The organism is Cupriavidus sp. USMAHM13 (assembly GCF_001854285.1).
GTDB classification, from domain to species: domain Bacteria; phylum Pseudomonadota; class Gammaproteobacteria; order Burkholderiales; family Burkholderiaceae; genus Cupriavidus; species Cupriavidus malaysiensis.
Genome location: NZ_CP017751.1, coordinates 1,940,661 through 1,953,488 on the forward strand (window position 1 = coordinate 1,940,661; position 12,828 = coordinate 1,953,488).

The 12,828-nt window shown below is 68.3% G+C and carries 15 protein-coding genes; 8 read left to right on the forward strand and 7 right to left on the reverse strand.

Annotated elements, in window-relative coordinates; translation table 11 throughout:
• Positions 1-60: 60 nt before the first annotated feature.
• The gene (locus tag BKK81_RS08520) at positions 61-978 is read right to left on the reverse strand and encodes an NAD kinase (RefSeq protein ID WP_071012076.1); all 918 of its coding nucleotides are present in this window, start codon (positions 976-978) and stop codon (positions 61-63) included.
• A gap of 112 nt (positions 979-1,090) precedes the next feature.
• Here BKK81_RS08520 and hrcA point away from each other — a divergent pair, with 112 nt between their 5' ends.
• The 3 genes from hrcA to BKK81_RS08535 all read left to right on the forward strand — a co-directional run bounded on the left by hrcA (position 1,091) and on the right by BKK81_RS08535 (position 3,710).
• Entirely contained in the window at positions 1,091-2,125 is a 1,035-nt protein-coding gene (gene hrcA / locus BKK81_RS08525) for a heat-inducible transcriptional repressor HrcA (RefSeq protein ID WP_071012077.1), read from the forward strand.
• A 77-nt stretch (positions 2,126-2,202) separates the two neighbouring features.
• The gene (gene hemH / locus BKK81_RS08530; RefSeq protein WP_071012079.1) at positions 2,203-3,318 is read left to right on the forward strand and encodes a ferrochelatase; all 1,116 of its coding nucleotides are present in this window, start codon (positions 2,203-2,205) and stop codon (positions 3,316-3,318) included.
• Entirely contained in the window at positions 3,315-3,710 is a 396-nt protein-coding gene (locus tag BKK81_RS08535; protein WP_071012081.1) for an RNA-binding S4 domain-containing protein, read from the forward strand. Before hemH ends, BKK81_RS08535 begins: the two co-directional genes overlap by 4 nt.
• A 20-nt stretch (positions 3,711-3,730) precedes the next feature.
• Here the strand turns inward: BKK81_RS08535 and BKK81_RS35960 are convergent, their stop codons facing one another.
• A complete protein-coding gene (locus tag BKK81_RS35960; RefSeq protein WP_167366668.1) occupies positions 3,731-3,886 on the reverse strand; it encodes a hypothetical protein in 156 nt (51 codons plus the stop codon).
• A gap of 267 nt (positions 3,887-4,153) precedes the next feature.
• On the opposite strand from BKK81_RS35960, the gene grpE reads away from it, so the two are divergent.
• Both grpE and BKK81_RS08550 read left to right on the forward strand, forming a co-directional pair.
• Positions 4,154-4,702, forward strand: coding sequence for a nucleotide exchange factor GrpE (gene grpE, locus BKK81_RS08545; protein WP_071012084.1), 549 nt, complete (start codon positions 4,154-4,156; stop codon positions 4,700-4,702).
• A gap of 136 nt (positions 4,703-4,838) precedes the next feature.
• Positions 4,839-5,276 carry a thioredoxin family protein gene (locus BKK81_RS08550; RefSeq protein WP_071012086.1) on the forward strand — a complete coding sequence of 146 codons (438 nt, stop codon included), beginning with the start codon at positions 4,839-4,841 and terminating at the stop codon, positions 5,274-5,276.
• 10 nt (positions 5,277-5,286) lie between these two features.
• Here BKK81_RS08550 and BKK81_RS08555 read toward each other — a convergent pair whose 3' ends face one another.
• Positions 5,287-6,564 carry a phospholipase A gene (locus BKK81_RS08555; protein WP_071012088.1) on the reverse strand — a complete coding sequence of 426 codons (1,278 nt, stop codon included), beginning with the start codon at positions 6,562-6,564 and terminating at the stop codon, positions 5,287-5,289.
• Between the two features lie 122 nt (positions 6,565-6,686).
• Entirely contained in the window at positions 6,687-7,118 is a 432-nt protein-coding gene (locus BKK81_RS08560) for a DUF1841 family protein (protein WP_071016234.1), read from the reverse strand.
• Positions 7,119-7,327: 209 nt separating this feature from the next.
• Between BKK81_RS08560 and BKK81_RS08565 the strand changes: the two genes are divergently transcribed.
• Both BKK81_RS08565 and BKK81_RS08570 read left to right on the forward strand, forming a co-directional pair.
• On the forward strand, positions 7,328-8,278 hold the full coding sequence (locus BKK81_RS08565; RefSeq protein WP_071016236.1) for a DMT family transporter: 951 nt from the start codon (positions 7,328-7,330) through the stop codon (positions 8,276-8,278).
• Between the two features lie 85 nt (positions 8,279-8,363).
• Complete coding sequence (locus tag BKK81_RS08570; RefSeq protein WP_071012089.1) at positions 8,364-8,951, forward strand: malonic semialdehyde reductase; 588 nt, start codon at positions 8,364-8,366, stop codon at positions 8,949-8,951.
• A 75-nt stretch (positions 8,952-9,026) separates the two neighbouring features.
• Here BKK81_RS08570 and nth read toward each other — a convergent pair whose 3' ends face one another.
• Positions 9,027-9,671 (reverse strand): endonuclease III, encoded by a 645-nt coding sequence (nth, locus tag BKK81_RS08575; protein ID WP_071012091.1) that lies wholly within the window; start codon positions 9,669-9,671, stop codon positions 9,027-9,029.
• Positions 9,672-9,689: 18 nt separating this feature from the next.
• Positions 9,690-10,544, reverse strand: a complete 855-nt coding sequence (gene rsxB, locus BKK81_RS08580) for an electron transport complex subunit RsxB (RefSeq protein WP_083384010.1) — start codon at positions 10,542-10,544, stop codon at positions 9,690-9,692.
• Positions 10,545-10,737: 193 nt separating this feature from the next.
• Between rsxB and BKK81_RS08585 the strand changes: the two genes are divergently transcribed.
• Positions 10,738-11,373: a TetR/AcrR family transcriptional regulator gene (locus tag BKK81_RS08585; protein WP_071012092.1), complete on the forward strand. Its 636-nt coding sequence runs from the start codon at positions 10,738-10,740 to the stop codon at positions 11,371-11,373.
• 92 nt (positions 11,374-11,465) lie between these two features.
• On the opposite strand, the gene BKK81_RS08590 is transcribed toward BKK81_RS08585, so the two are convergent.
• The gene (locus BKK81_RS08590) at positions 11,466-12,707 is read right to left on the reverse strand and encodes a polyhydroxyalkanoate depolymerase (RefSeq protein WP_071012094.1); all 1,242 of its coding nucleotides are present in this window, start codon (positions 12,705-12,707) and stop codon (positions 11,466-11,468) included.
• Positions 12,708-12,828 lie beyond the last annotated feature (121 nt).

The window sequence follows — 12,828 nt, forward strand, 5'->3', positions numbered from 1 at the left end:
CAGGTCAGGAGCAGGTCAGGTGCAGGTCAGGTGCGAGCAGGGGGCGGAAGGCGAGGCGGCTCAAAGGCGATTGTCTTCCGACGGATACTCGTGCCAGTGCAGCTTCTTGCGCAGCGTGGCGTAATAGTTATAGCCGACCGGATGCAGCAGCTTGATGGTCTTGTCGGAGCGGCGCACCACGATGCGGTCGCCGGGCAGCAGCGAGGTCAGCGACTGCATGTCGAAGTTGACGCTGGCGTCGCGCGCGGTGGCCACCTCGATGGTCACCTCGGCATCGTGCGGCAGCACGATCGGGCGGTTGGACAGCGCGTGGGGTGCGATCGGCACCAGCACCAGGCCGGACAGCGTGGGATGCAGGATCGGGCCGCCGGCCGACAGGGCGTAGGCGGTGGAGCCGGTCGGGGTGGAGACGATGAGGCCGTCCGAACGCTGGTTGTACATGAAATAGCCATCCACCGAGACGGCCAGCTCCACCATGCCGGAAATGCCGGAGCGGTTGACCACCACGTCGTTGAAGGCCAGCGCCGAGAAGATCTGCTCGTCGTCGCGCACCACGCGCGATTCCAGCAGCATGCGCGTCTCCGCCTCGTAGCGGCCGGCCAGCATGTCGGGCAGCACCGACTGGACGTCTTCCAGCGGGATGTCGGTCATGAAGCCGAGCCGCCCGTGGTTGACCCCGATCAGCGGCACGTCGTGGCCGGCGAGCTGGCGGGCGATCCCCAGCAGCGTGCCGTCCCCGCCCAGCACCACCGCCACGTCGGCCTCGCGGCCGATCTCCTCCGGTGCCAGCGCCGGATAGCCGGTCAGGCCGGTGGCCAGCGCGGTATCGCGCTCGAACACCACGTCCTGGCCGTTCTTGAGGATGCAGGAAGCCAGCTCCTCGAGCCGCGCCTCGATGCCGGCGGTGGAGTAGCGGCCGATCAGGGCCACGGTGCGGAAGGGCGCGCGGGCGGCGCCAGGCTTGGGGTGTGCGGACATGCCGGGATTAGACCATACCGCCGTGACCATTGTCAGCATGGCCTGCCGCCGCGGCGGCAGGCCGTTGCGCGATACGCCCCATCCGGTAAAAGTTGCGTAAAATCGGGGCACTATGGATGAACGTTCGAAAACGCTGCTCAAGACCCTGATCGAGCGCTACATTGCCGAGGGGCAGCCGGTCGGCTCGCGGACCCTGTCCAAGTACTCGGGGCTGGACCTGTCGCCGGCCACCATCCGCAATGTGATGTCCGATCTGGAGGAGATGGGTTTCATCTCCAGTCCGCACACTTCGGCGGGCCGCGTGCCCACGCCGCGCGGCTACCGTCTGTTCGTCGACTCCATCCTGACCACCAAGGCGCCCGAGGGCACGCCCGCCCGCAGCGAACTGGCCGAGCTGATCCAGGACCAGCTCAGCGGCCAGCAGCTGGCCCCGCAGCGTATCCTCAGCAGTGCCGCGCGCACCCTGTCCAACCTGTCGCACTTCGCCGGCGTGGTGATGACGCCGCGGCGTGCCCAGGCCTTCCGGCAGGTCGAGTTCATGCGCCTGTCGGCCAAGCGCATCCTGCTGATCATCGTCACCCCCGAGGGCGATGTGCAGAACCGCATCATCCAGACCGAGCTGGCGTATACCCCGGCCCAGCTGGTGGAGGCGGCCAATTTCTTCAACTCCCACTACGCCGGCATGAGCTTCGACGCCGTGCGCGACCACCTGCGCGGCGAACTGCAGGCGCTGCGCCTGGACATGTCGCAGCTGATGCAGGCGGCGGTGCAGGCGGGCAGCGACGCCATGGCCGAGGAGGATGAGCAGGTCTTCATTTCCGGCGAGCGCAAGCTGCTGGAGGTGGAGGACCTGTCGTCCAGCATGGACAAGCTGCGCCGGCTGTTCGACGTGTTCGAGCACAAGACCAGCCTGCTGCAGCTGCTCGATGTATCCAGCCATGCCGAGGGCGTGCAGATCTTCATCGGCGGCGAGAGCCGGCTGGTGCCGCTGGAGGACATGGCGATCATCACCGCACCCTACGAGGTCGACGGGCAGATCGTCGGCACGCTGGGCGTGATCGGTCCGACCCGGATGGCCTACGACCGCGTGATTCCCATCGTCGACATCACCGCCCGGCTGCTGTCCAGCGCACTCAGCCAGAGTTGACGTTCGTCCCGTGCCGGCGCGCGGCGACCGGCCGGGCCCGTACCCGGCGCGCGCGGGCGCGCCAAACCGGAATTGACATGACGTTTTCGCCAGAACCGGCCTACCAGCACGGCCAGGTGACGCGTACCGCGATCCTGCTGGTCAACCTCGGGACCCCGGACGCGCCGACGCCCAAAGCGGTAGGGCGCTACCTGAAGCAGTTCCTGTCCGATCCGCGCGTGGTCGAGATTCCCCGCGCCGCCTGGCTGCCCATCCTGTACGGGGCCATCCTGCCGCTGCGCTCGCGTGCTTCGGCGCTGAAGTATGAGTCGATCTGGCTGCGCGAGGCCCATATGACGGGTTCGCCGCTGCTCGTATACAGCGAGCGCCAGGCGCACGCCCTGCAACTGCTGCTCAACCAGCATGGGCACGAGGTGACCGTGGCCTGCGCGATGCGCTACGGCAACCCGTCGATCGCGTCGGTGATGGAAGCGCTGCGCCGCCAGGGCGCCGAACGGGTGCTGGTACTGCCGATGTATCCGCAATACTCGGCCAGTACCACCGCGACCGCCTTCGACGAGGCCTTCCGTGTGCTGGCCGCCTGGCGCAACCAGCCGGAGCTGCGCCTGGTCAAGCATTTCCATGACCATCCGGCCTATATCGGCGCGCTGCACCAGCAGGTCGGCGCCTATTGGGCCCAGCACGGCATGCCGGACTTCGCGCGCGGCGACAAGCTGATCCTGTCCTTCCACGGCCTGCCGCGGCGCATGCTCGAGCTGGGCGATCCCTATCACTGCGAATGCCTGAAGACGGGGCGGCTGCTGGGCGAGGCGCTGGGCCTGCAGCCCGGGCAGTACCAGGTGACCTTCCAGTCGCGCTTCGGCCGGGCGGAGTGGCTGCAGCCCTATACCGCGCCCACGCTGCGCGAACTGGGCCGGGTCGGCGCCGGCCGCGTCGACGTGTTCTGCCCGGGCTTCCCGGCGGACTGCATCGAGACGCTCGAAGAGATCGCCATCGAGGGGATGTCCGTGTTCCGTGTGGCCGGCGGCAAGGATTTCCATTTCATTCCCTGCCTCAACGATGCGCCGGCCTGGATCGCCGGCCTGGCCGAGATCGCCTTGCAGCACCTGCAGGGCTGGGATCTCCGTGCGCCGCATCCGCACGAACTCGAAGCCCGGCGCACGCGTGCCCAGACCCGGGGGGCTGCCGCATGAATGTCAGTTTCGAGCCGGAGGCACGGCTGCGCATCGACAAGTGGCTGTGGTGCGCGCGCTTCTTCAAGACCCGCTCGCTGGCAGCGGAGGCTGTCGAGCGCGGGCGGGTGCAGGTCAACGGTCAGGGCTGCAAGAGCTCACGCGAGGTGCGGCCGGGCGACACGGTGGTGTTGGAGGCGCATGGACAGCGTTGGGAAGTGCTGGTGAAAGGCATCGCGGCGGCACGCGGGCCGGCGCCGGTGGCGCAGTCGCTCTACGCCGAGAGCGAAGCCAGCCAGGCGCGTAGGCAGGTCGAGGCGGAGCGCCGCCGCCTGCATAGCGAACCCGCCGCGCAGTGGCACGGCAGGCCGACCAAACGCGATCGGCGGCGCATCGACGGACTCGGAGACTGAGGCGGATCGTGCCGACCCGCTCAGCGCAGGTGCTGCACGATATAGTGCTTGAAGATGGCCTTGCCGCTGCCGTATTCGGTGTCGCGCGGCGTCAGCGCGCCGGACGCGCAGATGAAAACGGTCATCGCCGACAAGGCGGCGAGCAGGCAGATCGCGATGACAGGCAGTTTATGCATGGCAATCCCTTCGGCATGGACCCGCAGGCAATGCATCCGCGCCCCCCGTTATTTTTATCACTTTATTCAAAACCATCTTAGTAGGTGCGGTGCAGCATGGCAACACGGCGTTGATTGCACTGGACGGGGCTTTGTAACCGCGTGTTTCAACGGCTGCCGGCGCGACTCTTGAAAATCGCCCGGCTGCCTCCAGTTGGGGGTTAGACTTGCCGATTGACCTCCCAACGGCCGCGCCAGGCGCGTGCCGTGCTTTATTTACGGATCGACATGGAAGAACATAAGCAGACGCCATCCCCGACGACGCCCGCGGGCGAGGACACCAGCAACGCGGCGCCGGCCCAGGCCGAGGCCGCCGTGGTGGAGGATGTGGCGGCACAGATCGCCGCTCTCGAGGCCAAGGCGCGCGAGCACTACGACATGTACCTGCGCGCGACGGCCGAGGGCGAGAACATCCGCCGCCGTGCCCAGGACGACGTGTCGAAGGCCCACAAATTCGCCATCGAGAGCTTCGCCGACTACCTGCTGCCGGTCATGGACAGCCTGCAGGCGGCGCTGGCCGACGGTTCGGGCGACATCGCCAAGCTGCGCGAAGGCGTGGAACTGACCGCGCGCCAGCTCAGCAATGCCTTCGAGAAAGGCAAGGTTGTCGAACTCAACCCGGTCGGTGAAAAATTCGACCCGCACAAGCACCAGGCCATCTCGATGGTGCCTTCGGAGCAGGAACCCAATACGGTGGTGGCGGTGCTGCAGCGCGGCTACCTGATCGCCGATCGAGTGCTTCGTCCGGCACTCGTCACGGTGTCCGCCCCGAAGTAAGCCACGCGCAGGGCGCGCCGGTCGCGCCGCGGCGCGGGCGCCCCGCGGCGCCAGCAAGACGCCCGGTGCCGGCAGGCCCGGGCGTTTTTTCATGCCGGTCGCCGCCTCGGGCGGCTTTTCCCCGGGAGGGAATCCCATGTGCAGCGACACCAGCCGGCCCGATCGCCGCGAGCAGCGCGGAGGTCCCGAGCATCTCGACCATCGCGCCTTCGACCTGCTCGCCATGCAGGAAGTGGACGGGAGCACCATCGATGCAGCCCTTGCCGCTGCCGGCGAGCGGATGGTCTGCCTGTTCTGCTGGGGCGTCGATTGTTTCAACTGCGAGATGGCCAAGCGGGCCATGCTGGCCAATCCCGAGCCGATCCGGGCGCTCGATCTCCATTGGCTGCACGCCAATGTCTATGCGCATCCCGAACTGGGGCAGCGCTTCGGCCTGCATGGCATTCCGGTCTTCCTGTTCTTCCAGGGCGGCAGGAAACTCGGACGGGCCACCGGCTGGCACGGCCACGGCCAGTTCGCCGCCGCCGTCGCCAATGCGCGCCTGAAGGCCGCCGGCAAGCCGCTCGCCGGCTGAGTGCCGCGGTTCAGCGCGACAGCGCGTAGCCGATGCGGAACTGCCAGGGCGAACGGCGGTTATAGTCCAGCAGGTCTTCGCCATAGCCGATGAAGTACTGCGCCATCAGGTAGCCGGCAGTGCCGGGGATCAGCCGTGCCAGCGGGTAGGTGGCGCGGGCTTCGAGGCTGCCGTAGTCGCTGCGCGTGCCCTTGCGCAGGATGGCGGCGAGCTCCCAGTCGTCGGGTTTGCCGTAGGCCAGGTGCAGGTCCATGTAGCCCCGGTAGCGGCCGATGTCGGCGTTGTCGCTCTTCTCCAGGTAGTAATAGAGCTTGGGAGCCACGCGCCAATGCCAGGCGGCCTGGTCCCCGAGGAAGAAGGTCGGGGTGACGAAGACGGTGTTGATGCTGCGCGACTGGGCGCCATCGCGCCCGTTTGATTCGTGCTCCAGCCCGGTGGCCAGCGACAGCCGCGACAGCAGCGGACCCTTGACCCCGGTGTCGGACAGGTAATAGAAGACGCTCGGCCGGTAGCTGGTATCGCGGAACGGGGCCGACGGCTGGGACAGGTCCCAGATCGAAGTCTGCGTGTAGGCGAAGTACAGATTGTCGAGCAGGCGGCGCGAGGCCGGATCCTTGCCTTCGAAGATGCGGTACTTGAAGCTGAGCTGGAACTTGGCATTGGCGCCGTCATGCGCCCCGAGCAGCAGATACATCGGCTCATGGACGGAAAGCCGGGCGTTATCGCGCAGGTCGGCCGGCGTCGGTGCGGGCGCGCCCTGGGCCACCACCGGCATGGGCGCGGCGGTGGCTGGTGCGGTGGGGCCAGCGGCCGCGGCCGCCGGGCCGGCCCGTTCGTCCGGCTGCGATGCCTGGTTCAGGGTGACCAGTACCGGCGCGGCGTCGACGCCGACCACGTCGAGACGGACCTGGCCACGCAGCGTGGACGGCCAGGCCGCGGCGTAGTCCACCGTGTGGCTCTCCCCCTGGCGCAGCCTCAGCGTGGCTGCGCCGCCGCCGTTCCGGCGCAGTGTCAGGGTCTGCGGCGCCTGCATCTCGCCGGCTGCCATGACTTCCAGCGTATCAGGGATGGCGTAGAGGCGGCTGCCCTGGTCGGCGCGGAGCAGCAGCGTCAACTGCAGGGGCCGGGTGCCGTCGACGACCCGGGGCGGTTGCAGCAGGGAAACTGCGGCGGCGCCGGCCAGCGGCCAGCCGCCGAGCAGCAGGGTGAGCAGGGCGGCGTGCGCGCCGGGGAAGTGCCGGGAGGGGCGGTGCGCTTGCGAAACCCCGAGACATGATTTCCTGGTCATATATCGGATCCGCCACGCCCGGCCGGGGAGGCGCAGCCACGGCGGCAGGTTGCAATGGGCGCAAGCGTAACATGGCCGCGTTGCGGTGCACTCAGGGACCGTGCACCCGGTGCGATGCGGGCTCAGCGGCCGGCGCGGCGCCGGATGCTGTCGACGTAGCGCTCGCCGTCGGGCGGCTGGCCGGTGCGCTGCGCCTGCCACAGCATCTCGCCCAGGCATTCCATGATCTGGTGCTGGGCCTCGTGCGGCGAATCCAGCCGCTGCGACAGGGTCTCGTAGGCCTGGCGGATGCCGGGCGGCTGGTCGATCGAGACCTGCTCCGAGATGGACAGGTGCATCGACAAGTGGAGGAAGGGGTTGGTCTGTCCGCGTTCCGGCGTGAACTGCTCGGCCAGCGCGCCTTCGGTATCGCTGAGCAGCGCGTGGTACTCGGGGTGCTGCTCGATCCAGTCTGCCGCGATAGCTTCCAGCGGCGTCAGGACAGTGCCTTCAGTGTGCTTGCGCCAGGCGTCGCAAAAGAACCGGCGGACTTCTTCTCGGGAGGGATTGAACATGGTGGCGCTATTGTAGACGAGCGGCGCCGGCCGCGCCGGCACCGAGCGTGGGCAGCGGTGCGCGCCGGTAGAATGCAGGGCGGTGCCAGCCCGGCGCAATCCCGGTGCAATCCCGGCGCGCATATCCCGCCGGTCCGCGCCACCCGTTCCCTGGCCGCTTGTCCATTGCCACCGCCACCGCCACCGCCACCGCCACCGCCACCGCGCCGATGACCCGTTCCCCCCTTGCCGCACCCGTCGCGCCCGGCGACAAGCGCGCCGGCGTCCTGCTGATCGCCGTGTCCGCCAGCGCCTTCGGCGCGATGGCCATCTTCGCCCGCTTCGCCTATGCCTCCGGCGCCGATGTCTACGGCCTGCTGGCAGTGCGCTTCAGCCTGGCCGCCGTGGCGCTGGTCGCGGTGATGCGCGCGCGCGGCATCCGGCTGCCGCCGCGGCGGCGCGTGCTGGCGCTGGCAGCGATGGGCGGGATCGGCTACGTCGGCCAGTCCTTCTGCTTCTTCTCGGCGCTCAACCATGCGCAGGCGAGCCTGGTGGCGCTGCTGCTGTATCTCTACCCGCTTTTCGTCACGCTGCTGGCGGCGGTGTTTCTCCAGGAGCGGCTGACTGCCGCCACCGTGTCCGCCTTGCTGCTCTGCTCGGCCGGGGCCGGGCTCACGGTCGGGGGCGGGCAGGGCAGCGCGCTGGGCATCGGCCTCGGCCTGGCGGCGGCATTGATCTACTCCGCCTACATCGTGGTCGGCGCCCGCCTGACCGCAGGCGTGCCGCCGCTGGCGACCACCACCGTGGTCTGCGCGGCGGCGGCCCTGGTGTACGGTGCGGCCGGCCTGCTGCGCGCGGCGGCCGGGGTGCCGCCGCGCTTCCCGGGCGACCTCGGTGGCTGGCTGGCGCTGCTGGCGATCGCGTTGTTGTCGACGGTGCTGGCCATCCTGACGTTCTTCGCCGGGCTGCAGCGCCTCGGCGCGGCGCGGGCGTCGATGCTGTCGACCCTGGAGCCGGTGGTCACGGTGGTGCTGGCAGCCCTGCTGCTGGGCGAGCAGGTCGGCTGGACCCAGGCGCTCGGCGGCACCCTGATCCTGGTCGGAGTGCTGTGGCTGGCACGCCGCGGGCAGGCCGAGGGCGTGCAGGGCGGCCGGCGTGCCGCCAGCAATCAACAGAATTGAATCCCTTGCTCAAAGCGCTTGTCGTGGTACGCGCGGGGGCTTGGGTACAATGCACGCTTTCCCCCTTTCCTACAGGAAACAGCGCATGACGCGGATCGATCAGGCCGCCCTGGCCCAACTCTTCACCGAAGCCCGCACCCACAACGAGTGGCAGGACCGCCATGTGGATGATGCCGTGCTCCACGAGATCTACGAAGCCATGAAGTTCGGCCCGACCGCGGCCAACGGCTCGCCCGCGCGCATCGTCTTCGTCAAGAGCGCCGCCGAGAAGGCGCGCCTGGTCGAGTGCGTGTCGCCCGGCAACGTGGACAAGACCCGCTCGGCGCCGGTGACCGCCATCATCGCCTTCGACAATGCCTTCCACGACCAGCTGCCCAAGCTGTTCCCCCACGCCGATGCGCGCTCCTGGTATGCCGGCCAGCCGGAGAAGATCGCACGCGACGCGCTGATGAACAGCTCGCTGCAGGGCGGCTACTTCATCCTGGCCGCTCGTGCCATGGGCCTGGACTGCGGCCCGATGGGCGGCTTCGACGCGGCCAAGGTCAATGCCGCTTTTTTCCCGGACGGTAAGTGGTCGGTCAACTTCCTGTGCAACCTCGGTTATGGCGAGGCCGACAAGCTGTACCCGCGCAATCCGCGCCTGTCGTTCGACGAGGCTTGCCGCATCGTCTGAAGCGGCACATCGCCAGGTAGCAAAAAGACCCGCTGAGAGCGGGTCTTTTTGCATCCGGCCTCAGGCCTCGGGCCGTCAGCCCTTCGGCGCTTCGGTCTTCTCGCGGAACTCGCACAGCGGCTCGATCACGCAGTGCCAGCATTCGGGCTTGCGCGCCTTGCAGACGTAGCGGCCGTGCAGGATCAGCCAGTGGTGGGCATCGTGCAGGAACTCATGGGGCACCACCTTCAGCAGCTTCTGCTCGACCACGTCGACGGTCTTGCCGACGGCCAGCCCGGTGCGGTTGGCGACGCGGAAGATGTGGGTGTCGACCGCGATGGTGGGTTCGCCGAAGGCGGTGTTCAGCACCACGTTGGCGGTCTTGCGCCCGACCCCTGGCAAGGCTTCCAGCGCGGCGCGGTCGGCCGGCACCTTGCTGCCGTGCTGCTCGACCAGGATGCGGCAGGTCTGGATGACATGCTTGGCCTTGGTCTTGTAGAGGCCGATGGTCTTGATGTAGTCGGCCAGGCCTTCTTCGCCGAGCGCCAGCATCTGCGCCGGCGTGTGCGCCACCGGGAACAGCCGCCGCGTGGCCTTGTTCACGCCGACGTCGGTGGCCTGGGCCGACAGCAGCACGGCGATCAGCAGTTCGAACGGCGAGCTGTACTCCAGCTCGGTGGTCGGCGTCGGGTTGGTTTCGCGCAGGGTTTCGAACAGGGCGCGGCACTTGGCGGCGTTCATGAGGCGGTCTTCTGGTTGTCAGTCGGTCTTGTCGCTGCGCTCGCCGGCCCCGTCATCGGTACCACCGGCGGTACCGCCGACGCCTGGCGTTGCCGCAGGGGCAGGCGGCTGCGCGCCTGCTGCGAGGCGGGCGCGGCGGGCTTCGGCGGCATCGATCTGGGCCTGCACGCCGGCCGGCACGTTTTCGGTGTTGCGCGGCTTGGCCGCGAGCTGCTTCTCGCGCGCGCGGGCGATGGCGGCTTCGATGATGGCGCGCTTGCGCGCCTGGGCGGCACGCTCCGCCTCGTCCTGCGCGGCTTCCTGGGCCAGGGCTTCCAGCTTGGCGGCGGCCTTGGCGGCCAGACGTGCCTCGTTCTCCTCGCGCTCGCGCACCAGGCGCACGCCCCTGGCACGGTAGCGTGCCAGCGCCTCGCCGGCGAGCTGCGGGGACCAGGCGGCCCAGCCGGTGCGCTCGCCGGTGACCGGCACCATGTCGATGCAATCGACCGGGCAGGGCGCCACGCACAGGTCGCAGCCCGTGCACCAGTCGGGCAGCACCGTGTGCATCTGCTTGGGGGCGCCGACGATGGCATCGACGGGGCATGCCTGGATGCACAAGGTGCAGCCGATGCAGCGGCTCTCGTCGATCACGGCCACGGCGCGCGCTTGTTCGTGGCCGCGCGCCGGGTCCAGCGGCAGCACCGGCCTGTCCAGGGCGGCGGCCAGCCGGGCGATGCCCTCGGCGCCGCCGGGCGGGCAGCGGTTGCAGTCGGCTTCTCCCCGGGCCATGGCTTCCGCATAGGGACGGCAGCCGTCGAATCCGCACTTGGTGCACTGGGTTTGCGGCAGCAGGGCCTCGAGGCGGTCGGCGAGGGTCGGGGTGTGACGGGTCACGGCGCTTGGTCGGGTGGTGGGGCAATCGGTTCAGCGGGCGGACGGCCCGCCTTCTGCTCGGGCGGGCGCGGCCGCGCCGCAGGGATTATCCCCGATTTCGCCGCGGCGCAGAAACCACGAAGATGCGCGCTTTACGCGGCGGACCGGCAGATCGCCTGTGCCATAATCCGCGCATCCAGTGATTCGATCCGGCATGGCAAACGAGACCAGAACCAAGAGAGACCCCGAAGGAACACGGCGCCGCATCCTGGCCGCGGCCACCGAAGAATTCGCCAAAGGGGGGCTGGCAGGGGCCCGTGTCGACCAGATCGCACGCCGCGCGGAAACCAACGAGCGGATGCTGTATTACTACTACGGCAGCAAGGAAGGCCTGTTCCTGGCGGTGCTCGAGCGCCAGTACGCCGAGTTCCGCGCGGCCGAGGAAGCGCTCCATATCGAAGACGAGGATCCGGTGGCCGGCGTGCGCAAGCTGGCGCGCTTCATCTGGGATTGGTACTACGAGCATCCGGAGTTCATCCGCCTGGTCAACAGCGAGAACCTGCACGAGGCGCGGCACCTGAAGGAGTCCGCGCATCTCCACCAGCTGATCAACCCGGTGGTCAAGGTGCTGGAGCACATCGTCGCGCGCGGCCAGCGCCAGGGCCTGTTCCGCGCGCAGGTCGATGTCTCCCAGCTCTACCTGACCATCTCGGCGCTGGGCTACTACGTACTCTCCAACCGCTACACCATCAGCGCCGTGATCGGGCGCGACATCGCCGCCCAGGACGAGCACGAGCGCTTCATCGCGCTGCACACCGAGATGCTGCTCGCCTACCTGATGCATAAGTGAATTGAAATGGAAAACGCCCGCGCGGGGCGCGGGCGTTCCGGGTGCGTCGGCGTCGGCAACGGCTGCTGCTGCTCCCGCTGCCGCGTCTCCGCTCAGCGGTACTGGCGGATGAAGTCGCGCAGCTCCGGGTAGATGTTGTCGCGCCAGCGGCGGCCCGAGAAGATGCCGTAGTGGCCGCACTTCTCCGCAGTGATATGCCGCTTGTGCGCATCGGGGATGCCGCTGCACAGATCATGCGCGGCAGCGGTCTGGCCGGCGCCCGAGATGTCGTCCAGCTCGCCCTCGATGGTCAGCAGGGCCGAGGTCTTGATGTCCTGCGGCCGCACCGGCTCGCCCTGGATGTCCCAGGTGCCGTTGGCCAGCCGGAACTCCTGGAACACTTCGCGGATGGTGTCGAGGTAATACTCCGCCGCCATGTCCAGAACCGCGTTGTACTCGTCGTAGAAGCGCACATGGGCCTCCGCGTCGTCGGCGTCGCCCTGGATCAGGCTCAGGTAGTAGTCGTAGTGCGAGGTGACGTGGCGGTCCGGGTTCATCGCCACGAAGCCGGCGTGCTGCAGGAAGCCCGGATAGACGCGGCGGCCGTGGCCCGGATAGTTGGCCGGCACGGTATCGATCACATTGTTCTCGAACCAGGAGAAGGATTTGTTGGTCGCCAGCGAGTTGACCGCGGTCGGGCTGCGGCGCGCATCGATGGGGCCGCCCATCATCGTCATGGTCTTGGGCGTGGCTTCACCGGCCGAGGCCATCAGCGAGATCGCCGCCAGCACCGGGACGGTGGGCTGGCATACCGAGATCACATGCAGCTGTTCCGCGCCGATGTGGCGGATGAATTCCTGGATGTAGCGGATGTAGTCGGCCAGGTGGAAGGGCCCGTGATCGATCGGCACCATGCGCGCGTCGACCCAGTCCGTCACGTAGACCTTGTGGTCCTGCAGCAGCGTGCGCACGGTGTCGCGCAGCAGCGTGGCGTGGTGGCCGGACAGCGGCGCGCACACCAGCACCACCGGCTCGTCCTTGAGCAGCTTGATGGTGTCGGGATCGTCCGCATAGCGCTTGAAGCGCACCAGCTTGCAGAACGGCTTTTCGACGATGGTCTGCTCGACGATGGGAATCTCGCGCCCGTTGGAACGCACCGATTTGATGTCGAAGGCGGGTTTCTCGTAGGCCTTGCCCAGGCGGTACAGCAACTCATAGCCGGCGGCCAGCCGGGTCGCGCCCGGCATCAGCGACATCGGGCTGAGGGGGTTGGTGAAGGTCTTGGCGGTCGCCTGCGCCCATGCGGTCAGCGGGTGCAGCATCGAGCGCTGGAACTCGTGGAGTTGGTAGAGCATTCCGAATACCTGTCAGGCTTGGGGGTATCTGTGTCCGGAGGGCGGAATCGCGCGGGCGGGCAGCAGTTTCCTGGCTGTGTTTAGCGATAAATTGGCGGCCGGAAAATCCGACCGCTGAGTC

What these genes read in the sequence shown, in the direction of transcription:
- BKK81_RS08585 (WP_071012092.1), top strand. Translation starts at nt 10,738, where the DNA reads ATGGCAAACGAGACCAGAACCAAGAGAGACCCCGAAGGAACACGGCGC.
- nth (WP_071012091.1), bottom strand. Translation starts at nt 9,671, where the DNA reads ATGAACGCCGCCAAGTGCCGCGCCCTGTTCGAAACCCTGCGCGAAACC.
- BKK81_RS08560 (WP_071016234.1), bottom strand. Translation starts at nt 7,118, where the DNA reads ATGTTCAATCCCTCCCGAGAAGAAGTCCGCCGGTTCTTTTGCGACGCC.
- BKK81_RS08520 (WP_071012076.1), bottom strand. Translation starts at nt 978, where the DNA reads ATGTCCGCACACCCCAAGCCTGGCGCCGCCCGCGCGCCCTTCCGCACC.
- BKK81_RS08565 (WP_071016236.1), top strand. Translation starts at nt 7,328, where the DNA reads ATGACCCGTTCCCCCCTTGCCGCACCCGTCGCGCCCGGCGACAAGCGC.
- BKK81_RS35960 (WP_167366668.1), bottom strand. Translation starts at nt 3,886, where the DNA reads ATGCATAAACTGCCTGTCATCGCGATCTGCCTGCTCGCCGCCTTGTCG.
- grpE (WP_071012084.1), top strand. Translation starts at nt 4,154, where the DNA reads ATGGAAGAACATAAGCAGACGCCATCCCCGACGACGCCCGCGGGCGAG.
- BKK81_RS08535 (WP_071012081.1), top strand. Translation starts at nt 3,315, where the DNA reads ATGAATGTCAGTTTCGAGCCGGAGGCACGGCTGCGCATCGACAAGTGG.
- BKK81_RS08555 (WP_071012088.1), bottom strand. Translation starts at nt 6,564, where the DNA reads ATGACCAGGAAATCATGTCTCGGGGTTTCGCAAGCGCACCGCCCCTCC.
- BKK81_RS08570 (WP_071012089.1), top strand. Translation starts at nt 8,364, where the DNA reads ATGACGCGGATCGATCAGGCCGCCCTGGCCCAACTCTTCACCGAAGCC.
- BKK81_RS08550 (WP_071012086.1), top strand. Translation starts at nt 4,839, where the DNA reads ATGTGCAGCGACACCAGCCGGCCCGATCGCCGCGAGCAGCGCGGAGGT.
- hrcA (WP_071012077.1), top strand. Translation starts at nt 1,091, where the DNA reads ATGGATGAACGTTCGAAAACGCTGCTCAAGACCCTGATCGAGCGCTAC.
- hemH (WP_071012079.1), top strand. Translation starts at nt 2,203, where the DNA reads ATGACGTTTTCGCCAGAACCGGCCTACCAGCACGGCCAGGTGACGCGT.
- BKK81_RS08590 (WP_071012094.1), bottom strand. Translation starts at nt 12,707, where the DNA reads ATGCTCTACCAACTCCACGAGTTCCAGCGCTCGATGCTGCACCCGCTG.